We start from the raw sequence: 19,710 nt of genomic DNA, 5'->3' as shown, positions 1-19,710 counted from the left end.
CCGAGCGAAGGGCACCTTCGCTCGGGTAGACGGGCGAGGGGTGCCCTTCGTCAACGAGATCAGACCAACGAGATCAGACCACGAGCCGCCAGATCAGGGCGGTCAGCGCGCACACCGCGAACCCGAGCCCCAGGGGCAGCAGCGTGGCGACGGTCGTCCAGCGCACGCTGCGCGTCTCGTGCCAGATCGTCAGCACGGTCGTGCTGCACGGGTTGTGCAGCAGCGTGAACAGCATGAGGTTCACCGCGGTGAGCAGGGTCCAACCGCCCACGCCGACGAGCACCGAGCCGATCTGCGCGTCGTCCCCCAGCTCCAGCATCACGCCGGGCGCGGCGCCGAGCGTGTTGGCGCCGAGGGTCAGGGTGAGCATGACGATCGTCGGGATGATGATCTCGTTCGCCGGCACCGCCACGAGGTAGGCGAGCAGGATGACGCCGTTCAGGCCGATCACCCAGCCGACCGGATTCAACGCCGTCACGAGGTGCGCCGCCACGCTCGCGTCCCCGAGGTGCACGTTGCCGACCAGCCAGATCACCGCACCCGCCGGCGCCGCCATGAGCACCGCGCGCCGCAGCACCTTGAGGGTGCGGTCGATGATCGAGGTGTAGAGCGTGCGCAGCACCTGCGGCGGCCGGTAGGGCGGCAGCTCGAGCGTGTACACCGAGCTCTCGCCGCGCAGCACGGTGCGCGAGAGCAGCCACGACACCGCGAGCGTCACCCCGATCCCGACGATCACCACCGCGACGACGCTCCCGGCGGCGACCACCCCGGCCAGCGCCGGCGGCACCACGGCCCCGACGAAGATCGTCCCCATGAGGATCAGCGTCGGCCAGCGGCCGTTGCAGATGCTGAAGTTGTTCGTGATGATCGCGATCAGCCGCTCGCGGCGGCTGTCGATGATCCGCGTGGCCGTCACGCCCGCCGCGTTGCAGCCGTAGCCCATCATCATCGTCAGCGCCTGCTTGCCGTGGGCGCCGGAGCGGGCGAAGAGCCGGTCGAGGTTGAACGCCACCCGCGGCAGGTAGCCGAAGTCCTCGAGCAGGGTGAACAGCGGGAAGAAGATCGCCATCGGCGGCAGCATCACGGCGATCACCCACGCCGTCGCCAGGTAGACGCCGTCGACGAGCAGGCCGGTGACCCACCACGGCGCCCCGACGGCCTCGAACAGCCCGCGCAGCCAGCCGTGCCCGTTCTCCACGAGCAGCTGGTAGAGCAGGTCCGACGGCACCGCGGCCCCGGCGATCGTGAACCAGAAGACCCCGAAGAACAGCACGCCCATCGCGACGAAGCCCCACACGCGGTGGGTCAGGACGCGGTCGAGCGCGCGGTCGACGGTGAGCTTCGCCCGGGCGTCGTCGCGGTCGACGCTCGTGGCGGCGATGCGCGCGGCGTCGGTGTAGAGCGACTCGACGATGCGGTCGCCGAGATCGTGGGAAGCGTCGCCGGACAGGCCGCGGCGCAGGCGTGCGGCCTCGTCGAGGAGGTCGGTCATGCGGACCGCTCCTGGGGGTCGGACACGGCGTGCAGCGGAGCCGTACCGTCGACCTCGGCCAGGTCGCCCAGGGTGCCGGTGCGCACCGCCTCCTCGATGCCCGCGTCGCCCTCGAGCAGGCGCAGCGCCACCCAGCGGCTGTTGGGGACGCCGGGGAAGCGGGCCTCGACCTGCGCGGCGAGCTCGGCGACGGCCCGCTCGAGGGCGGGGTCGCGGTGCACGAGCCGCAGGGGCGCGGGCGGGTCGTCGGCCGTCGCCACCTGCGCGATCGCCGCGAGCAGGTCGGGCAGCCCCTCGCCGCGGCGGGCGGCGGTGGCGACGACGGGGACGCCCAGCTCGCGGGTCAGGTGGCGGGTGTCGACGGTGATGCCGTGGCGCCGGGCCTCGTCGACGAGGTTGAGCGCGACGACCACCCGCCCGGTGATCTGGCGGATCTGCAGCACCAGCGGCAGGTTGCGCTCCAGGCGCGTCGCGTCGACCACCACCACGACGACGTCGGGACGCCCGAAGAGCAGCACGTCGCGGGCGACGTCCTCGTCGGTGCTGGTGGACAGCAGCGAGTAGGTGCCGGGCAGGTCGACGATCCGGTAGCCCGCGCCGCCGTAGGAGAACCCGCCCTCGGCACGCGCGACGGTCTTGCCCGCCCAGTTGCCCACGTGCTGGCGCAGCCCGGTCAGCGCGTTGAAGACGGTGCTCTTGCCGGTGTTCGGGTTGCCGGCGAGCGCGACGACGTGGTCGTAGCGGCCGGGGTCCAGGCCGAGCCGGGACGATGCCGGCGAGAGCGCGCACGAGGCGCACGCGCCGCCGCTGTGGTCGGGGGACGGTCCGACGCCCGGCGTCGGGAGCGGGGTCCCCACGGGTCAGCCCTCCCCGGTGCCGGCCTGCTCGACGTGGACCGTGCGCGCCTGCCCGCGCCGCAGCACGACCAGCGCGCCGCGCACCTCGTACGCGGTCGGGTCGCCCAGCGGGCTGGTCATGTCGGCGCGGATCGCCGCGCCGGGCAGCAGGCCCAGGTCCATGAGGCGACGGCGCTCGCCGCCACGGAGGTCGAGCGCGGTGACGACGGCCCGCTGGCCACGGGGCAGTTCGTCGAGGGTCATCACTGACCACCCCCGTCCTGCTCGGGGACCTGGTTTCGTCCGGCCCGTCACGGAAAGTTCGGCTGGCCGAACTCTACGACGCCGAGCCCCGGTGGAACACCCCTTCGACCACATCGTCGACCCACAGCGCGTCCGCCAGCTCCGGACCGAGGTCGAGGTCGCGGTCCCCGTCGGCCGCGCCCACCCGCACCTGGAACGGCCCGCCGAAGGGGCGGCGCGCGACGAGCTCGAGACCCACGCCCAGCTCGATGGCCTGGTCGCGCAGCCAGGTCAGCATCGCCGGCTCGGTGTCGTCGACACGCACGAGGCGGCCGCGGTCGCCGGGCTCGAGGGTCGCGAAGCGGCGGGCGGTGAACTCCGCCACCGTGCCGTCGGCGGCGGGGATCGGGTCGCCGTGCGGGTCGTAGCGCGGGTGGCCGAGGCGCTCGTCCATGCGGTCGAGCAGGGTCGGCGAGACGTGGTGCTCGAGCACCTCGGCCTCGTCGTGCACCTCGTCCCAGCCGTAGCCGAGCTCGCGCACGAGGTAGGTCTCGAGCAGCCGGTGGCGGCGCAGCACGTCGAGCGCGGCGCGGGTGCCGGCATCGGTGAGCCGCACGCCGCCGTAGGGGCGGTGCTCGACGAGGCCCTGGTCGGTGAGCTTGCGCAGCATCCCCGACACCGACGACGCGCCGACGCCCAGGCGCTTGGCCAGCGCGGTCGTCGACGCCGGGCCCTCACCGCGCTCGTAGACGGCGTAGATGGCCTTGATGTAGTCGTCGACCGCCGCGGTGCGCGGCGCGGCGGTCCCGGACATGCCCGTCAGGGTAGCGCCGGGGTCCGGTCCCGGGACCGGGTGCGCAGGACGGCCCGGCCTGCGGGGCTACCGTCCCTGGCATGGGCGACGTGCTGGACCGGGCGCGGGAGGTCGCCGCCCGCGTGCTGCTGCCCGCCGCGGACGAGGTCGACGCGACCGCGACCATCCCCGAGGAGCACTTCCGTGCGCTCGCCGACGCCGGGCTCCACGGCCTCGCCGCGCCACCGGAGCACGGCGGCCCCGACGTGTCGTTCGACGACTTCCTCGGCGTCGTCGAGACCCTCGCCGGCGCGTGCCTCGCCACCACCTTCACGTGGATGCAGCACCACGGCTCGGTGCGGGCCCTCGTCGCGACCGGGAACGACGCGCTGCGCGAGCGTCACCTCGCCGCCGCCGTCCGGGGCACCACCCGCTGCGGCGTCGCCTACGCCGGCGCCATCCCGCAGCCGCCGCTGCTGTGGGCGACCCGGGTCGACGGCGGCTGGCGCCTCGACGGCACGGCGCCGCTCGTCACGGGGTGGGGCCTGGTCGACCTGCTGCAGATCTCGGCGCGCGACGCGGCGACGGCGGACGCCGACGACGCGGACGCCCGCATCGTCACGGTGCTCGTGCCCGCCGCCGTGCCCGCCGACCCGTCCGCGGTGACCGTGCACCCGCTCGACCTCGCGGCGGCCGACGCCAGCCGGACCGTGCGCCTGGAGGTCGACGGCTGGGTCGTCGGCGACGACGCCGTGGTCGCGACGCCCTCGCGCGCGCAGTTCCTCGCGGGCCAGCACGCGAGCGCGCGGATCAACGGCTGCCTCGCCCTCGGGGTCACGGGACGCTGCGCCGCGCTCGTCGAGGAGGCGGGCGAGGCCGGGGTCGCGGCGACGCTGCGGAAGGCCCTCGACGCCGCCCGCGACGACCTCGACGCCGCCCTCGCGGACCCGGATGCGATGCCCGCGGCCCGCGCCGCGGCCTCGGCCCTCGCCGTCCGGTCGGCCGCGACGCTGACCGTCGCCGTCGGCAGCCGCGCGATCATCGGCCGGCACCCGGCCCGCCGGCTCGCCCGCGAGGCGGCGTTCACGCTCGTCGCCGCCGGCCGGCCGGAGATCCGCAGCGCGCTGCTGGACGTCCTGCCCGGCTCCTGACGCACGACGACCCCCCGGCCGAGGAGGTCGAGGGGTCGCCGCGCACCGCGCAGTGGACGCTTGTCGGAACGATCACCGCGCGAGTTCCGGGGGCTCAGGCCAGGGTGAGGCCGTTCGCGTGGTCGAAGCGCTCGGCGGCGTCGGTCCAGTTGACGACGTTCCACCAGGCCTTCACGTAGTCCGGCTTGACGTTCTGGTAGTCGAGGTAGAAGGCGTGCTCCCACATGTCGAGCATGACCACCGGCACGATGCCCAGCGGCACGTTCGCCTGCTGGTCGTAGAGCTGGAAGATGCGCAGCTTCCCGGTGAGGGAGTCGACGCCGAGGATCGCCCACCCGGAGCCCTGGATGGACGTGGCGACCGCGGTGAAGTGCTTCTGGAACAGGTCGAACGACCCGAAGTCGCGGTCGATCGCCGAGGCCAGCTCACCGGTGGGCTTGTCGCCGCCGTCCGGGCTGAGGTTCTTCCAGAAGATCGAGTGGTTGATGTGCCCGCCGTAGTTGAAGGCGAGGTTCTTCTCCCACAGCAGGGCCGTCGTGCCGATCGTGTCCTGCTCCCGGGCCTCGGCGAGCGCGTCGATCGCGGCGTTCAGCCCGGTCACGTAGGTGTTGTGGTGCTTGTCGTGGTGGAGCTCCATGATCCTGCCCGAGATGTGGGGCTCGAGGGCGCCGTAGTCGTAGGGCAGGTCGGGGAGCGTGTACTCCGCCATCGGGATCTCCTGTCGGTGGGCTGCTGCGGGCCTGAGGGGCCAGCCTGCTGCTGTTGCAGATGATTCGCAACCGCGAGGTCCTGGCCGTGGAACGGGCCGTGGGATGCGCCGTGTGATGCGCCGTGTGATGCGCCGTGCGACGCCGGGGTGTCGACGTCGCGGCCGGTGGGTCCGTGGTGCCCGCCCCGGCAGCGGGTGAACCGTCGCGCGCCACGCCGTCCGCACTGATCGCGGAGCACGCGGGTCAGGCGGGTCAGGCGGCGTTCTCGGTGCTCGGCAGCGCGTCCTGGATCGCGCGCAGCTCCTGCGCCACGGTGACGAGGCCGTCGGCGTTGACGCGCCGGAGCTCCTCCAGCACCTGCGTGAGCAGCGTGTTCGTGGTCTCGAGGGCCTCGCGCAGCGGCGCGGTCCCGGCGATGTCGCCCAGCATGGGGTGTCCTCCTCGTTGCGGTACCGAAAGTACTAGGTACTGACGGTACCGGACGTTGGTGAGGTGTACACCCCGCTCGGCTCGGCGGGCGTTGTCACGACCACCGGCGCCCCGACCGTCGCCGCGACGTCGAGCACCGCCTGGGTGCCGGTGACGTTGCCCTCGACGAACGCGCGCCGGCTGTGCGTGCCGACGTGCGGCTTGTGCAGCGTGGCGGTGTGCAGGACGTGCGTGACGTCCCGCACGGGCCGGGCGACGACGTCGGGGTCCGCGACCGAGCCGACGACGTCGGTCCACGGCGAGGGCAGGACGTCGAGGCCGGTCACCGCGGTCCCCTGGTCGCGCAGGGTGCGCACGAGCGCCTCCCCGAGGTGCCCGCTCGAGCCGGTGACGAGGAACCGCTCGTGCACGTGTCGCTCAGTCCTGCCGGTAGGTCTCCAGGAACCCGCCGATGCGCGTGATCGCGTCGTCGAGGGTCGCGGCGTGGGGGAGCGTCAGGATCCGGAAGTGGTCGGGCGTGGGCCAGTTGAAGCCCGTGCCCTGCACGACCTGGATCTTCTCCTCGCGCAGGAGGTCGAGCACGAACTGCTCGTCGTCCTTGATCGGGTAGACGTCCGGGTCGAGACGCGGGAAGGCGTAGAGCGCCCCGCGCGGCTTCACGCAGCTCACGCCCGGGATCGCGTTGAGCTTCTCGTACGCCCGGTCGCGCTGCTCGCGCAGCCGGCCGCCCGGCGCCGTGAGCTCGCTGATGCTCTGGCGCCCGCCGAGCGCGGCCTGGATCGCGTACTGCGCGGGCGTGTTCGCGCACAGGCGCATCGAGGCCAGCATCGCCAGGCCCTCGAGGTAGTCGCGGGCGTGCTGGCGCGGGCCGGTGACGACGAGCCACCCCGAGCGGAAGCCGGCGACGCGGTGGGTCTTCGACAGCCCCGAGAACGTCAGCACGACGAGATCCGGCGCGAGCGACGCGACGTCGTGGTGCACGGCGTCGTCGTAGAGCACCTGGTCGTAGATCTCGTCGGCCATCACCATCAGCCCGTGGCGCCGGGCGAGGTCGAGCAGGCCCTCGAGGACCTCCTTCGAGTACACCGCGCCGGTCGGGTTGTTCGGGTTGATGATGACCAGCGCCTTGGTGCGGTCGCTGATCTTCTTCTCGACGTCGGCGAGGTCGGGCATCCAGTCGGCCTGCTCGTCGCACCGGTAGTGCACGGCGCGCCCGCCCGCGAGCGTCGCCACGGCCGTCCAGAGCGGATAGTCGGGCGCGGGCACGAGCACTTCGTCGCCGTCCTCCACCAGCGCCTGCACGGCCATGGAGATGAGCTCGGAGACGCCGTTGCCGAGGAACACGTCGTCGACGTCCACCTCCAGCCCGCGCGCCTGGTAGCGCTGCGCCACCGCCCGCCGGGCCGGCAGCACGCCGCGCGAGTCGGTGTAGCCGTGCGCCTGCGGGAGCATCCGGATCATGTCCTGGACGATCTCCTCGGGCGCCTCGAAGTCGAAGAGCGCGGGGTTGCCGGTGTTGAGCCGCAGGACGCTGTGCCCCGCCTCCTCCAGCAGGTTCGCCTGCTCGACCACCGGGCCGCGGATCTCGTAACAGACGTCGCGGAGCTTGTTCGACTGCCGGAACTCCACCTGCACTACCTCTCGCACGTCGACGGGCACGGCGCGGGGGCCGTGCCCACGGTCTACCAAACGAGGACGCGCGGACCGAGCACCCGGTTGTTCAACTTCTGAGTTGAATAAAAGGTCCTGCGCCGATACCGTGATGTCCTGACCACGAACAACGCAGGTGGGAGGCCGTCATGGCCGTGGTGCTGGTGGCGACGATGTCGCTGGACGGGTTCATCGCCCGTCCCGACGACTCGGTGGGCCCGATCTTCGACTGGTTCTCGGCCGGCGGGGTCGACGTGCACGCCGGCGACGAGCAGCGTCCCTTCCGCACGGGGCCGGAGAGCGCGGACTGGATGCGCGAGCAGTGGGGCCGCATCCGGGCGGGGGTGATCGGGCGCCACCTCTTCGACCACACAGGAGGCTGGGAGGGCCGGCCGCCCGCGGGCGAGCACGTCGTCGTCCTCACCCACACCGTGCCCACCGACTGGCCCCACTACGGCACCGCGCCCTTCACCTTCGTCACCGAGGGGATCGAGGCCGCGGTGGCCACGGCGATGGAGCTGGCCGGGGACGCCGACGTCTCCGTGACCGCGGGCGACGTCGGCGGGCAGGCGCTGGCGGCCGGGCTGGTGGACGAGGTGGAGATCGACCTGGCGCCCGTCGTCCTGGGGCGCGGCAAGCGGTTCTTCGGCGAGGACGCCCCGGAGACCGTGCTGGAGGACCCGTACCTGGTCGTGCCCGGTCGCCGGGTCACGCACCTGCGCTACCGCGTGCGGCGCGCACCCGCGGGTAGCCGACACCCATGAGCGATCGACTCGAGTTCTTCTTCGACCCGATCTGCCCGTTCTGCTGGGTGACGTCGCGGTGGGTCGTGGAGGTCGCGCGGCAGCGCCCGCTGGAGGTGACGTGGCGCCCGGTGTCGCTGGCGATCCTCAACGAGGAGATCAGCTACGAGGAGCGCAGGAAGGCCTCGCCCGACTACCCCGACAGCCACGTGCGCGGCCTGGAGATGCTCCGCGTGGTCCACGCCGCGCGCGAGGCGCACGGGCCGGAGGTGGTGGGTGACCTCTACACCGCGCTCGGCGGGCTGGTGTGGGACCAGGACCCGCCCGAGGGCGACGACTTCCACGCCGTCATGCACGAGATGGCGCGCCGGCGCGACCTGCGGCCGGCCCTGGAGCAGGTCGGCCTTCCCACCGACCTCGCCGACGCCGCCGACGACACCACCCGTGACGACGACCTGCGCGCCGAGACCGAGGAGGCGGCACAGCGGTGCGGCGGCGGGGTGGGCACGCCGATCCTGTCGTTCAGCCCGCCCGACCAGGACGGTGACGAGCCGGGCCCGGCGCTGTTCGGTCCCGTCATCGACGCGCCGCCGGAGGGTGACGACGCCCTGCGGCTGTGGGACGCGGTGCAGACACTCGCCGAGTGGGGCGGCTTCGCCGAGCTCAAGCGCACCCTGCGCTCGTTCCCGGACACGCCGCTGTCGCAGAAGCTGGCCCGCACCGGGACGACGGTGCGCTGACGCGGCGGGTCGTCGGGGCCCTGCTCGTGCGCAACGGCCGCGGGGGTGTCCGCCCCGATCAGGGCCGGCGGGCCCGCACGATCCACGTGGCGGAGTCGTAGCGCACGCCGAGCTCGTCGTGGTGCGCGGCGAGGTCGGCGCGCAGGGCCGCGACGGCGTCCTCGCGCGCGGCGGGGGAGAGGTCGGCGAGCAGCCCCGCCTGCTGCCCGGTGACGTAGTCGACCGCGTCGTCGGGGTCGCGGCCGAACGTCATCGGCGCCCGGTGCCCCTCCAGCTCCACGTCGACGAGGCCGGCGCCCTCGAGCAGCGCGCGCACGCCGTCGGGGTCGCCGAGCGAGAGCGGGCTCGGCCCCTCCGGCGGCGGGAACGCGACGTCGCGCCCGGCGGCGAGGATCGTCAGGAAGGACTTGAGCCACTCCTGGTACTGGACGCCCTGCCAGGTCAGCAGGACCATGCGGCCGCCGGGGCGCAGGGCGCGGGCGAGGTTGGCGAAGGCCGCGGGCTTGTCGGCGAAGAACATCGTGCCGTGCCGGCTGACGACGACGTCGGTGCCGCCGGTCGGGAACGGGTGCACCTGGGCGTCGCCGCGCTCGAACACCGCGTTGGTGAGCCCGGCCGCCGAGGCTCGCCGGGACGCGATCGCGAGCAGGCGTGTCGAGAGGTCGATGCCCGTGACGGACGCGGGCGCCGCGCGGGGAGCGAGGTCGAGCGTCGTCTGCCCCGCGCCACAGCCGATGTCGAGCACCGACTCGCCGCTGCGCACCGCCGCCGCCTCGAGGAAGGGCAGGCGGTGCGCGGCGACGGCGGCGTCGAACCGGTCGGCGTGCTCGGCCCAGAACGCCCCGGTCTCGCCGTCCCAGGCGTCGCGCATGGCCGCGTTGCCCGCGGCCACCTCGGTCACGGCGGCCTCCTCACGACGGCCTCCTCATCACGACCCTCACGGCAGCGCCCCCGGCAGCCCGAACCGCGCGTGGTGCTCGGCCCCGATGAACGTGGTGACCGCGGCGATCCGCTCGCCGCGCAGGGTCAGCACGTCGATGGACCACGGGAGGTGCGGCGCGTCGGCGGGCGCCCCGGGGGGACGGAGGTACGACGCCACCGCCACCTGCCCGTTCGCCGTGACCTCGAAGTGGCGCCACGACCCGCAGCCGCCGCCGAGCGGGACGGCGCGGGCGAAGGCCTCCACCGGCCCGATCCCGGCGTACCAGTGCGCCATCGGCGGCATCGACCACGTGACGTCCTCGGTGAGCAGCGCGATCAGCGCGTCGGCGTCGCCCCGCTCGAGCGCGGAGGAGTAGCCGGCGACGACGGCGCGCAGCCGGGCGTCGTCGAGCTCGCGCAGCGTGCGCTGCTGGGTGAGGTCGGGGACCTTCTCGGCGACGAGGCGGCGCGCCCGCTGCAGCGCCGAGTTCACCGACGCGGTCGAGGTGTCCATGGTCGCGGCGATCTCGGCGGCCGAGAACCCGAGCACCTCGAACAGCACGAGCGCCGCCCGCTGGTTGCCCGGCAGGTGCTGCAGGGCGGCGACGAACGCGAGCTCCACCGCCTCGCGCTCCTCGGCCCGTGCGCCCGGCTCGTCGGGGTAGGGGCCCAGCCACGCGACCTCGGTGAGCGGCACGTCGCCCGTCACCGTCCGGTCGCTCGCCGGGCCGAGGTCCATCGGCAGCGCCCGGCGACCGCGCGCGTCGACGAGGTCGAGGCACACGCGGGTGGCCACGGTGTAGAGCCACGTGCGCACCGAGCTGCGTCCCTCGAAGCCGCCGAGCCCGCGCCACGCCTTGACCAGCGCGTCCTGCAGGGCGTCGTCGGCGTCGTGGGCGGACCCGAGCATCCGGTAGCAGTGAGCGTGCAGCTCGCGGCGCAGCGGCGCGACCAGGCGGCCGAAGGCGGCGTCGTCCCCGTCCCGCGCCAGCGCGAGGTCGCCGTCGCCGTCGACGTCGAGGACCGTGGTCTCGCTCACTCCTCCGAGTCTGCCGCAGCAGTGCCCTCGGGGTCCCGTCCCCGCTCGAAGTCGCTCGAGGCCTCGTCGAGGAACAGCGAGATCGCCGCGGGCATCGACTCCCGGAACGTCGCGAGCAGCGCCTGCGCGGCCACCGGCTGCAGCGCGCCGACGACGTCGCGCACGTGCTGCGTCCGGTCGGCGGGCAGTCCCTCGTCGACGTACTCGGCCCACACCGTGCGCCGGAACAGGTCGACGAAGCGCGCCGTCACCGCCCCGACGTGGGTGGTCAGCTCCTCGCGCATGACGATGAGGTCGGTGGCGGGCATCCCGAGGCGCACGGCCTCGGCGCCGGCGCGGACGAGGCCGGGGTTGGGGACGCGGGCGCGCCCGCCCTCGAGCTCCACGACCAGCCCGGCATCGAGGAGCGCCCGCCACGTCTCGTCCCCGACCTCGACGCCGAGCCAGCCGGGCAGCTCCGCGGCAGCCATCTCCAGCGCGGGCTCGGGGGCCCACGGCGCGAGCATGTGCAGGTACTGGGAGAGCGCCTCCTCGGCGGACTGGCGCGGGGTGGCCGCCACGAGCCGTTCGATCGCCGACAGCGAGAAGCCCTGCTCCTGGAGCTGGGTGATGAGCTCGAGGCGGGCGAGGTGCTCCGGCCCGTAGTAGCCGGTGCGACCCTGGAGGCGCGGCGGCGGGAGCAGGCCGCGGGCGGCGTGCGCCCGGACGTTGCGGATCGTCATGCCCGCCCGTACGGCGAGCACGTCGACCGTCATGTCCTGCGCTGACCGCCCGTCGTCCCCGGTGTCCACCGCCCTCCACGCTACTGATCGCCCTTCGTGACACCTCGAGACGACATATGACACGTGATCGTGTTTCATGACGCCCGTCACGGGTCATACAAGGGCAACGCCAGAGTAACTGTGACGGCCGGTTCCTGGTACTACCGGTACCGTGTAGCGTTGTGGAGGTGAGCGACGTGAGCGAAGGGCAGACCCCCGGCCGACTCCCGAGCGGTGTGCGCCGTCTGCGCAAGGTGGCCTCCCGCTTCACCACCCCGCTGCTCCCCGACGACTACCTCTCCCTGGTCAATCCCTTGTGGTCGGCCCGCGAGCTCCGCGGGAAGGTCGTCAAGGTGGTGCCCGAGACCGAGGACGCGGTCACCCTCGTCATCAAGCCCGGTTGGGGATGGTCGTTCGACCACCAGGCGGGCCAGTACGTGGGCATCGCGGTGCAGGTCGAGGGGCGCTTCCACTGGCGGTCCTACTCCCTGACCTCGCCGCCGAAGAAGGACAAGGGCCACCTGTCGGTCACGGTCAAGGCCATGCCCGAGGGCTTCCTCTCGAAGCACCTCGTGGAGGGCCTCGAGCCCGGCACCATCGTGCGCCTGGCCCCACCGAAGGGCGAGTTCGTCCTCCCCGACCCGCCGCCGAAGAAGATCCTGTTCCTCACCGGCGGCAGCGGCGTCACCCCGATCATCGCGATGCTGCGCACCCTCGACCGCCGCGGCACGATGCCGGACGTCCTCGTCGCGCACTCGGCCCCGGACGAGGACAGCCTGATCTTCTCCGACGAGCTCGACCAGCTCGCCGGGAAGCACGAGAACCTGCGCCTGCACAAGCAGTACACGCGCAGCGACGGCCACCTCGACCTCGACAACCTCGCCGACCTGTGCCCCGACTGGCAGGAGCGCCAGGCGTGGGTGTGCGGGCCGAACGCACTGCTCGACGAGGCCGAGCGCGTGTGGACCGAGGCCGGGCTCGACGAGCAGCTGCACCTCGAGCGCTTCTCGGTCGACCTCACCGGCGGCGAGGCCGAGGGCGGCACGGTGACGTTCACCCAGTCCGGCAAGGAGATCGAGATCGACGGCGCCACCACGCTGCTCGAGGCCGGCGAGCAGGCCGGCCTCCAGCTCCCGTTCGGCTGCCGCATGGGCATCTGCCACACCTGCGTCGTCCCGCTGCGCCAGGGCGTCGTCCGCGACCTGCGCGACGGCACCGAGCACCGGGCCGACGGGTCCGGCGGCGCCGACTGGGACGCGGTGAAGGTGCAGACCTGCATCGGTGCCGCGGCCGGCGACGTCATCCTCGACGTCTAGTCCCGTCCACCCGCAGTCAACGCCAGCACGGTCAAGTCCCCGCTCGAGAGGAACCGAGACATGGCCATCGCCGACGTCAAGGAGTTCGCCCACCTCAGCGAGGCGGACGTGGAGGCGCTCGGACGCGAGTTCGACCAGATCCGCGCCGACTTCGAGGAGAAGCTCGGCGAGGAGGACGCCACCTACATCCGGCGTCTCATCACCATCCAGCGCCGCCTCAACGTGGCCTCCCGGGCCATGCTGTTCGGCAGCCACCGCCGGGAGCTGTGGTGGGCCGGCGCGCTGACGCTGGCCGTGGCCAAGATCCTCGAGAACATGGAGATCGGCCACAACGTCATGCACGGCCAGTGGGACTGGATGAACGATCCGGAGGTCCACTCGTCGACGTGGGAATGGGACAACGTCTGCCCCGCGGACCAGTGGAAGCACTCCCACAACTACCTGCACCACACGTACACGAACGTGATCGGCAAGGACAAGGACGTCGGGTACGAGATCCTCCGCGTCCGGTCCGACCAGCCGTGGCACCCGTACTACCTGACCCAGCCGGTCGTGAACGCCATGCTGATGCTGGCGTTCGAGTACGGCGTCTCGCTCCACGACCTCGACATCGACGGCCTGGTCAAGTGGCAGCTCGAGGACCCCGAGGAGTTCAAGAAGAAGTTCAAGGGGATCCTGGTCAAGCAGGCGCGCCAGATCGGCAAGGACTACATCCTCTTCCCGGCGCTCACCGGCAAGAACTTCCGGCCGACGGCCACGGCCAACCTCACGGCCAACCTCATCCGCAACATCTGGTCCTACGCGATCATCTTCTGCGGGCACTTCCCCGACGGCGCCGAGGTGTTCACCGAGGAGGAGCTGGAGAAGGAGACGCAGGGCGAGTGGTACCTGCGCCAGCTGCTCGCGTCGGCGAACTTCACCGGCAACCGGCTGATGCACATCATGTCCGGCAGCCTCGGCTACCAGATCGAGCACCACCTGTACCCGGACCTGCCGTCCAACCGGTACCCGGAGATCCAGGAGCGCGTCCGCGCGCTGTGCGAGAAGTACGACCTGCCCTACACGACGGGCTCGTTCCCGAAGCAGTTCTGGCAGGCCACGCGCTCGATCTGGCGGCTGTCCCTGCCCGCGAAGAAGATGCGCGAGGCCTCGCAGCAGCGCCAGTCGCTCGGCCTGCCCCGCAGCGCCGGCGCCGTGCCCTCGACGGGTGACCAGACGCCGCAGGCGGGCCAGACCCCGCCGGCGCCGGCCAACACCCCGGGCCACCCGAACCCGACCGGCTCGACCTCGGCCTGAGGCTCCCCGGCGAGTCGGCGGGGCGCCACCGGTGCGGTGGCGCTCCGCTGACGCGTCCTCAGGAGCCCAGCGCCAGGACGTTGCAGACGTCGCCGCGCGGGCCGGTGCCGGTGAGGCCGCGCTGGGAGCGGATGCGCTCGGCGAGGTACTCGGCGTCGCGCCCGACGCCCGAGAAGCGGCCCGAGCCCCAGGTCCACAGCCAGGGCAGGCCGAGGAAGTACAGGCCCGGCGAGCTCGTCACGCCGCGGGTGTGCGACGGGGCGCCGCGGCCGGTGAACACCGGCACGTCGACCCAGCGGAAGTCCTGGCGGAAGCCGATGCACCACACCACCGAGCTGATGCCGGTGTCGGCCAGGCGCAGCTCGGTCGTCTCGCCCTGCGGTCGCCACACGGGCGTGTAGCGCTCCTCGACGGGCGCGTCGACCTGCTGCTCGGCGATGTACTTGTCGATCGTGTCCTTGATCGACTCGGAGACCTCGTCGGCGTGGTCGAGGCGCGCGGTGAGGTCGGCGTCGAAGTGCAGCACGCCGTCGCGGTGGTCGGTGAGCAGGCCGTAGAGGCGCATGCCGTCGCGGGCGTGCGCGCGCAGGTCGATGTCGCGGCCGCCGTCGCGCCCGGTCACGTAGTGGTTGGCCTGGGCGCGGACCGCCTCACGGCGCGGGTGCTCGGTGACGGGCATGTCGTAGTAGCCCATCTCGGCGAGCCAGTCGGTGACGTCGCGGCCGCGGTAGAAGCGCGCGACCCGCGGCGCGTCGCCGACGACGAGGTGGACCTGCCGGCCCTCGAGGTGCAGGTCCTCGGCGATCTGCGCCCCGGACTGACCGCTGCCGACGACGAGGACCTCGCCGGGCGGCAGCTGCGCGCCGTTGCGGTAGTGGTGCGACTGGACCTGCGTGATCCCCGCGGGCAGCGGCTGCGACAGCGGCGGGGTGATCGGCGTGTGGTAGCCGCCGGTGGCGACGACGACCTGGTCGGCGGTGAGGTCGCCGGCGCTGGTCGTCAGGTGGTAGGTGCCGCGGGGGTCACGGGACACCCGGGTGACCTCGACGCCCTCGACGATCGGCGGGTCGACGAACGCCCGGTACGCCTCGAGGTAGTCGACGATCTGGTCGCGCACCATGAAGCCGTGCGGGTCGTCGCCGGCATAGGGGAAGTCGGGCAGCTGGCACTGCCAGTTGGGCGTGACCAGGCAGAACGTGTCCCAGCGGTACGTCTTCCAGGAGTGCGCCACCTCGGCCCGTTCGAGCACGAGGTGGTCGATGCCGCGACGACCCAGGCACCGGCTCATCGACAGCCCGGCCTGGCCGCCCCCCACGACGACGACCGGCCAGTGCCCGCCCGACAACTCCATGATCGCTCCCCGCGTCGCTCGGCTTCCTCCTCACGATCGGTGGGGTCGATTGCGGGGTGATTGCCTCCGGACTGCGCCGGGGTTGCCGCGTGTAACGGGTCAGGACGAGACCGGCACCGGCGCCTTCCTGAGCTCCGGGATCACCTCGCGGGCGAAGATCTCGGTGTTGCGCCGGACCATGTCCGCCGGCATGGCGCCGATCGTCAGCATCGCCATGAGCTGGCCGAACCCGAGCTCGTCGCGCAGCTCGCCGAGGCGGTTGCGGACCTGCTCGGGACCGCCGACGACGACGTAGCCGTGCTCGAGCAGCTCCTCGTACGACAGCTCCGGGTAGGCCTTGAGGTTCGCCTTGAGCAGGCCCCGCATCGCGGCCGGGCTCATGTAGCCGGGCGGGAAGACGATCTCGAGGCCCTGCCGCAGACCCCGGTGGAAGAGCCACTCGACGTACGGGCGGGCCTCGCGGTGGGCCGACGCGTCGTCCTCGCCGACGAACACCGGCAGCGCCATCCCGATCTTCTCGGGCTCCGGGACGTAGCCGAGGTCGGCGGCGGCGCTGCGGTAGCCGTCGAACCAGGTCTTCACGACCTTCGTCGGGGCGTACACCGACACGTAGGTGTAGTGGTTCTCGGCGACCCAGCGCATCGTCTCCGGGCTCCCGGCGCCGGGGACCGCGATCGGCGGGTGCGGCTGCTGCAGCGGGCGCGGCCAGATGTTGACGTAGCGGTACTCGTAGTGCTCGCCGTACCAGCTGAACGGGCCCGGCTCGGTCCACGCCTTCTTGATCAGGTCGTGGGCCTCGTTGAAGCGCGTCCGCGAGTCGGCGGGGTTGATGCTGTGGCCGAAGTGCTCCCAGCCGATCCCGCGCACGAAGCCCGAGAGCAGCCGGCCCTTCGTCAGGTGGTCGAGCATCGCGATCTCCTCGGCCACCCGCAGCGGGTTGCCGCGCAGCGGGATCGCGTTGCCCAGCACCATGATCGTCGCCCGGCTCGTCCGGCGGGCCAGCGCCGCGGCCATGATGTTGGGCGACGGCATCGTCCCGTAGGCCGACTGGTGGTGCTCGTTGACGACGATGCCGTCGAAGCCCACCGCCTCCGCGTACTCGAGCTCGTCGAGGTAGCGGTGGTAGAGGTCGACGCCGATCGCGGGGTCGAAGTGGGCGTTCGAGAACGTCAGCGACGGCGAGGGGTACTTCTCGACGTCGTCGAAGTCGTCGGGCAGGTACGGGTACGGCATCAGGTGGAAGAAGTTGACCTTCACGACGACCTCCCCAGGAACTCCACGACGGCGGCGGTGACCTCGGCGGGTCTCTCCCCGTGCAGGGCGTGCCCGCAGTCCGGGACGACCTGGAGCTCGGCGTCGGGGAGGCGGGCGGCGTAGCGCTCGGCGTGCGCGCGGGGCACCAGCCGGTCCTCGCCCGCGGCGAGCACGAGCGTCGGCGCGCTGATGCGGTGCAGGCGGCGCTCGAGCTTCGGGTCGTTGAGGAACGGGTGCCAGCCGAAGCGGGCCAGGGCGCCGAGGTCGCGGTAGGTCGCGAGGATCTGGTCGGTGGTCGGCGGGACCGAGAGGGCGGCCGACACCAGGGCCTCGTCGTGGAACAGCGCGCGCATCAGCTGCGGAGGGTTCATGAGGAACAGGTCCGCCACCGGCGCCTCGGGGATCCGGAGCCCGACCGCCGCCCCGAGCACGAGGCGGCGCACGCGCTCCGGGGAGTGCACCGCGAGCTCCGCGGCGACCCAGCCGCCGAACGACATGCCCACGACGTCGACCTGCGCGAGGCCGAGACCGTCGAGCAGGTCGAGGTAGTGGTAGACGAGGTCGTCCACGGTGTGGATCTCGGGCAGGTCGTCGGAGAGGCCGAAGCCGGGGTGGTCGGGGGCGATGAGGTCGCCGGTGGCGACGAGCCCGAGCTGCAGCGGGCCCCACTCGTTCGCGCCCCCGGCGGAGTGCAGGAGGAGCACCGGGTGTCCCTGCCCGGCGCGGCGGTAGGCGATCTCGCCGCTGCCGGCGTCCCTCCGCTGGATCGCCGGCGTGGCCGGGTCGGCGTCGGTGACGGTCATGGAGCCTCCCTGTCCCTTCTCGGGGCTCGGTCACTGCTGCTGGCCTTGTCGGCGCGGGCCTGGTCAGGATGTGATGGCGGACACTACGAAGAGCACCGCGCTCCGCACGATCCGTCGACCGCCGCCGTCGGCCGGTTCCTGCAGCGGATCTCCGGGGACGAGGAGGACGTCGATGTCAGTCGCCTTCACCGAGGACCTGGCGCGCCCGGACCTCGGCGAGTCGGACGCCGTCGACATCCGGACGTCGCACCCGTCGCTGGCCCGCTCGCGGACGATCGAGTTCCTCGGCTGCGGGCACGCGATGACCGTCGACGGCGACGCGGAGGACTTCGACGCCGCGGTGTCGTGGCGGCGGGTCGGCGAGGTCGGGGTGCTGCGCTCGCGCTACCGCGCGCCCGTCACCGTCACCTGCACGCCCCCGATCCCGTGGGTGACGATCAGCTTCGTCCCGCGCGGGGCGGTGTCGTTCGCGGCCGCGGGCCGGAGCACCACCGGCGACCGCGGCCGCGGCGTCGTCCTCGACTACGGCGAGCGCGTCGACATGCGCTGGGGTCCGGCCACCGAGCAGTTCATGGTCGCGGTGGGGCGCGACCGGCTCGAGCGCGGGCTGCGCACGCTCGTCGAGGACGTCCCGGACGCGCCGCTGGTGTTCGAGCCGGGGCTCGAGGTCGACGGAGCGGGACACGCGGTGGTCGGGGCGGTGGCGAGCCTGCGGGCCCTGCTCGCGCACTCGTCCGGTCCGCCGCCCGCGGTCCTGACGGGTGAGGTCGAGCACGCCGTGGTGACGGCACTGCTGCTCGGCACCCGGCACAACCACCGAGAACGGATCTTCCGCCGGTCGCCGCCCGCGCCGCCGCGGGTGCTGCGCCGGGTGCTCGAGCTGGTCGAGTCCGCCCACGACCGGACGCTCACCGTCGCCGACCTGGCGGCGCACGCCGGGACCAGCGAGCGGGCGCTGCACGCGGCCTTCCGCCGCGAGCTCGGCACCACGCCCATGGCCTACCTGCGAGGGCAACGGCTGGAGGCCGCGCGCGAGGACCTGCTCACCGCGGAACCGGGCGAGGGCGTCGCGGCGATCGCGATGCGGCACGGGTTCGCGCACCTCGGGCGGTTCGCCGCGGCCTACCGGGCGCGGTTCGGGGAGGCGCCGTCGACGACCCTGCGGCGGTGAGGCCGGTGCCGGGGCTCAGAGGTCGACCAGCACGATCCCGACCGTCACCACCGCGGCCGCGACCACCCGGCCCCGGCCGAAGCGCTCGCCGAGGAACACCGTGCCCATCAGGGCCCCCATGACGATGCTCGTCTCGCGCAGCGCGGCGACCGCGGCCGTGGCCCCGCTGGTCTGCGCGACGAGCACCAGCCCGTAGGCGGCCAGGGAGACCAGGCCGCCGCCGAGGCCGGCGAGGACGACGGGGCGTCGCTGTGCCAGGAGGCCGCGCCCCCGGCGGGCCAGGGCGATCACCGGCATCACCGGACCCTGCAGCAGGAACATCCACGCCGCGTAGACCGCGACCGGGGTGGTGGCGACGGCGGTGGCGTCGACGACCGTGTAGGCGGCGATGCAGAGGCCGGTCGCCAGTGCGGCGCCCAGGGCGGGCAGGGAGCCGCGGGAGAGGCGTCCGCCGTCCAGGGCGAGGCTGAGCAGGCCCAGTGAGATCACGGCGATGCCGACCAGCTGGAGCGCGGGCACGTGCTCGCCGCGCGCGAGCTCGACGAGCGCGACGACCCAGGGCGCGGTGCCCCGGGCGACCGGGTAGACCTGGCTGAACTCGCCGAGCTGGTAGCTCCACCACAGCAGCAGGACGTAGACGACGTGGATCGCCGCCGAGGCGAGGATCGCGGGCCAGGTCGCCGCCGGCGGGAGGCCCAGCGCCAGCGCCGCGCCGCCGCCGACCACGACGTACGTCGTTCCGATGAGGGCGAAGCCGACGAGGCGGTCGGGGACGCCGTGCGCGACGGCGTTCCACGCCGCGTGCAGGAAGGCGGCGAGCAGGGTCAGGATCGTGATGGCGGGTGTCACCGAGGAGGCTCCCTGGTGTCGCTGCCCGCTGTGGAGCGGGCACGTCGAACAGGAGCCCTCGGGGCTTCTCTCCCGTCAGGTGTCGACCGGCCCGGACCGTGGGTCGGGGGCGGCCGTGGCGCCGCTCGGTCCAGACCCCGGCCGTCCCTGGTTGTGGGCTGG

The 19,710-nt window shown here is 73.1% G+C and carries 21 protein-coding genes; 6 read left to right on the top strand and 15 right to left on the bottom strand.

Annotated elements, in window-relative coordinates:
- Window positions 1-73: 73 nt before the first annotated feature.
- The 4 genes from PGB27_RS01625 to PGB27_RS01610 all read right to left on the bottom strand — a co-directional run bounded on the left by PGB27_RS01625 (window position 74) and on the right by PGB27_RS01610 (window position 3,385).
- Window positions 74-1,492: a nucleoside recognition domain-containing protein gene (locus PGB27_RS01625; RefSeq protein ID WP_274198587.1), complete on the bottom strand. Its 1,419-nt coding sequence runs from the start codon at window positions 1,490-1,492 to the stop codon at window positions 74-76.
- On the bottom strand, window positions 1,489-2,349 hold the full coding sequence (locus PGB27_RS01620; RefSeq protein WP_274198586.1) for a FeoB small GTPase domain-containing protein: 861 nt from the start codon (window positions 2,347-2,349) through the stop codon (window positions 1,489-1,491). The genes PGB27_RS01625 and PGB27_RS01620 overlap by 4 nt, the downstream gene beginning before the upstream one ends.
- A gap of 3 nt (window positions 2,350-2,352) precedes the next feature.
- Window positions 2,353-2,592 carry a FeoA family protein gene (locus PGB27_RS01615; protein WP_274198585.1) on the bottom strand — a complete coding sequence of 80 codons (240 nt, stop codon included), beginning with the start codon at window positions 2,590-2,592 and terminating at the stop codon, window positions 2,353-2,355.
- A gap of 73 nt (window positions 2,593-2,665) precedes the next feature.
- Window positions 2,666-3,385 (bottom strand): metal-dependent transcriptional regulator, encoded by a 720-nt coding sequence (locus PGB27_RS01610; protein ID WP_274198584.1) that lies wholly within the window; start codon window positions 3,383-3,385, stop codon window positions 2,666-2,668.
- An 80-nt stretch (window positions 3,386-3,465) separates the two neighbouring features.
- Between PGB27_RS01610 and PGB27_RS01605 the strand changes: the two genes are divergently transcribed.
- Window positions 3,466-4,515 (top strand): acyl-CoA dehydrogenase family protein, encoded by a 1,050-nt coding sequence (locus PGB27_RS01605; protein ID WP_274198583.1) that lies wholly within the window; start codon window positions 3,466-3,468, stop codon window positions 4,513-4,515.
- 94 nt (window positions 4,516-4,609) lie between these two features.
- On the opposite strand, the gene PGB27_RS01600 is transcribed toward PGB27_RS01605, so the two are convergent.
- From PGB27_RS01600 to PGB27_RS01585, 4 genes are all read right to left on the bottom strand, one after another.
- A complete protein-coding gene (locus PGB27_RS01600) occupies window positions 4,610-5,224 on the bottom strand; it encodes a superoxide dismutase (RefSeq protein WP_274198582.1) in 615 nt (204 codons plus the stop codon).
- A 253-nt stretch (window positions 5,225-5,477) separates the two neighbouring features.
- Window positions 5,478-5,654: a hypothetical protein gene (locus PGB27_RS01595; RefSeq protein WP_274198581.1), complete on the bottom strand. Its 177-nt coding sequence runs from the start codon at window positions 5,652-5,654 to the stop codon at window positions 5,478-5,480.
- A 32-nt stretch (window positions 5,655-5,686) separates the two neighbouring features.
- A complete protein-coding gene (locus PGB27_RS01590) occupies window positions 5,687-6,064 on the bottom strand; it encodes an NAD-dependent epimerase/dehydratase family protein (protein WP_274198580.1) in 378 nt (125 codons plus the stop codon).
- A gap of 7 nt (window positions 6,065-6,071) precedes the next feature.
- A complete protein-coding gene (locus tag PGB27_RS01585) occupies window positions 6,072-7,283 on the bottom strand; it encodes a pyridoxal phosphate-dependent aminotransferase (protein WP_274198579.1) in 1,212 nt (403 codons plus the stop codon).
- Window positions 7,284-7,453: 170 nt separating this feature from the next.
- Here PGB27_RS01585 and PGB27_RS01580 point away from each other — a divergent pair, with 170 nt between their 5' ends.
- A complete protein-coding gene (locus tag PGB27_RS01580) occupies window positions 7,454-8,068 on the top strand; it encodes a dihydrofolate reductase family protein (RefSeq protein ID WP_274198578.1) in 615 nt (204 codons plus the stop codon).
- On the top strand, window positions 8,065-8,787 hold the full coding sequence (locus tag PGB27_RS01575; RefSeq protein ID WP_274198577.1) for a mycothiol-dependent nitroreductase Rv2466c family protein: 723 nt from the start codon (window positions 8,065-8,067) through the stop codon (window positions 8,785-8,787). The genes PGB27_RS01580 and PGB27_RS01575 overlap by 4 nt, the downstream gene beginning before the upstream one ends.
- Window positions 8,788-8,845: 58 nt before the next feature.
- Here the strand turns inward: PGB27_RS01575 and PGB27_RS01570 are convergent, their stop codons facing one another.
- The 3 genes from PGB27_RS01570 to PGB27_RS01560 are packed head-to-tail and all read right to left on the bottom strand — an operon-like array spanning window position 8,846 to window position 11,538.
- Entirely contained in the window at window positions 8,846-9,688 is an 843-nt protein-coding gene (locus PGB27_RS01570; protein ID WP_274198576.1) for a class I SAM-dependent methyltransferase, read from the bottom strand.
- 36 nt (window positions 9,689-9,724) lie between these two features.
- Entirely contained in the window at window positions 9,725-10,747 is a 1,023-nt protein-coding gene (locus tag PGB27_RS01565) for a sigma-70 family RNA polymerase sigma factor (protein ID WP_274198575.1), read from the bottom strand.
- Window positions 10,744-11,538, bottom strand: coding sequence for a MerR family transcriptional regulator (locus PGB27_RS01560; protein WP_274198574.1), 795 nt, complete (start codon window positions 11,536-11,538; stop codon window positions 10,744-10,746). The genes PGB27_RS01565 and PGB27_RS01560 overlap by 4 nt, the downstream gene beginning before the upstream one ends.
- A gap of 158 nt (window positions 11,539-11,696) precedes the next feature.
- Here PGB27_RS01560 and PGB27_RS01555 point away from each other — a divergent pair, with 158 nt between their 5' ends.
- Together PGB27_RS01555 and PGB27_RS01550 are read left to right on the top strand one after the other, a co-directional pair.
- On the top strand, window positions 11,697-12,824 hold the full coding sequence (locus tag PGB27_RS01555; RefSeq protein WP_274198573.1) for a ferredoxin reductase: 1,128 nt from the start codon (window positions 11,697-11,699) through the stop codon (window positions 12,822-12,824).
- 60 nt (window positions 12,825-12,884) lie between these two features.
- Window positions 12,885-14,120, top strand: coding sequence for a fatty acid desaturase family protein (locus PGB27_RS01550; protein ID WP_274198572.1), 1,236 nt, complete (start codon window positions 12,885-12,887; stop codon window positions 14,118-14,120).
- A gap of 58 nt (window positions 14,121-14,178) precedes the next feature.
- On the opposite strand, the gene PGB27_RS01545 is transcribed toward PGB27_RS01550, so the two are convergent.
- The 3 genes from PGB27_RS01545 to PGB27_RS01535 all read right to left on the bottom strand — a co-directional run bounded on the left by PGB27_RS01545 (window position 14,179) and on the right by PGB27_RS01535 (window position 17,528).
- Window positions 14,179-15,471 (bottom strand): MSMEG_0569 family flavin-dependent oxidoreductase, encoded by a 1,293-nt coding sequence (locus PGB27_RS01545; RefSeq protein ID WP_274198571.1) that lies wholly within the window; start codon window positions 15,469-15,471, stop codon window positions 14,179-14,181.
- A 99-nt stretch (window positions 15,472-15,570) separates the two neighbouring features.
- Window positions 15,571-16,728, bottom strand: a complete 1,158-nt coding sequence (locus PGB27_RS01540) for an LLM class flavin-dependent oxidoreductase (protein WP_274198570.1) — start codon at window positions 16,726-16,728, stop codon at window positions 15,571-15,573.
- Window positions 16,725-17,528 carry an alpha/beta fold hydrolase gene (locus tag PGB27_RS01535; protein WP_274198569.1) on the bottom strand — a complete coding sequence of 268 codons (804 nt, stop codon included), beginning with the start codon at window positions 17,526-17,528 and terminating at the stop codon, window positions 16,725-16,727. The genes PGB27_RS01540 and PGB27_RS01535 overlap by 4 nt, the downstream gene beginning before the upstream one ends.
- A 172-nt stretch (window positions 17,529-17,700) precedes the next feature.
- On the opposite strand from PGB27_RS01535, the gene PGB27_RS01530 reads away from it, so the two are divergent.
- The gene (locus PGB27_RS01530) at window positions 17,701-18,699 is read left to right on the top strand and encodes an AraC family transcriptional regulator (protein WP_274198568.1); all 999 of its coding nucleotides are present in this window, start codon (window positions 17,701-17,703) and stop codon (window positions 18,697-18,699) included.
- Window positions 18,700-18,714: 15 nt separating this feature from the next.
- On the opposite strand, the gene PGB27_RS01525 is transcribed toward PGB27_RS01530, so the two are convergent.
- Complete coding sequence (locus tag PGB27_RS01525; RefSeq protein WP_274198567.1) at window positions 18,715-19,548, bottom strand: DMT family transporter; 834 nt, start codon at window positions 19,546-19,548, stop codon at window positions 18,715-18,717.
- Window positions 19,549-19,710: the final 162 nt, after the last annotated feature.

It is taken from the genome of Actinomycetospora lemnae (genome assembly GCF_028737315.1).
Classification (GTDB): Bacteria; Actinomycetota; Actinomycetes; order Mycobacteriales; family Pseudonocardiaceae; genus Actinomycetospora; species Actinomycetospora lemnae.
The sequence above is the reverse complement of the archived record's forward strand: the minus strand, read 5'-3'. Positions and strand labels throughout refer to the sequence as shown.

What these genes read in the sequence shown, in the direction of transcription:
- PGB27_RS01550 (WP_274198572.1), top strand. Translation starts at nt 12,885, where the DNA reads ATGGCCATCGCCGACGTCAAGGAGTTCGCCCACCTCAGCGAGGCGGAC.
- PGB27_RS01610 (WP_274198584.1), bottom strand. Translation starts at nt 3,385, where the DNA reads ATGTCCGGGACCGCCGCGCCGCGCACCGCGGCGGTCGACGACTACATC.
- PGB27_RS01605 (WP_274198583.1), top strand. Translation starts at nt 3,466, where the DNA reads ATGGGCGACGTGCTGGACCGGGCGCGGGAGGTCGCCGCCCGCGTGCTG.
- PGB27_RS01580 (WP_274198578.1), top strand. Translation starts at nt 7,454, where the DNA reads ATGGCCGTGGTGCTGGTGGCGACGATGTCGCTGGACGGGTTCATCGCC.
- PGB27_RS01535 (WP_274198569.1), bottom strand. Translation starts at nt 17,528, where the DNA reads ATGACCGTCACCGACGCCGACCCGGCCACGCCGGCGATCCAGCGGAGG.
- PGB27_RS01530 (WP_274198568.1), top strand. Translation starts at nt 17,701, where the DNA reads ATGTCAGTCGCCTTCACCGAGGACCTGGCGCGCCCGGACCTCGGCGAG.
- PGB27_RS01615 (WP_274198585.1), bottom strand. Translation starts at nt 2,592, where the DNA reads ATGACCCTCGACGAACTGCCCCGTGGCCAGCGGGCCGTCGTCACCGCG.
- PGB27_RS01625 (WP_274198587.1), bottom strand. Translation starts at nt 1,492, where the DNA reads ATGACCGACCTCCTCGACGAGGCCGCACGCCTGCGCCGCGGCCTGTCC.
- PGB27_RS01575 (WP_274198577.1), top strand. Translation starts at nt 8,065, where the DNA reads ATGAGCGATCGACTCGAGTTCTTCTTCGACCCGATCTGCCCGTTCTGC.
- PGB27_RS01595 (WP_274198581.1), bottom strand. Translation starts at nt 5,654, where the DNA reads ATGCTGGGCGACATCGCCGGGACCGCGCCGCTGCGCGAGGCCCTCGAG.
- PGB27_RS01600 (WP_274198582.1), bottom strand. Translation starts at nt 5,224, where the DNA reads ATGGCGGAGTACACGCTCCCCGACCTGCCCTACGACTACGGCGCCCTC.
- PGB27_RS01545 (WP_274198571.1), bottom strand. Translation starts at nt 15,471, where the DNA reads ATGGAGTTGTCGGGCGGGCACTGGCCGGTCGTCGTCGTGGGGGGCGGC.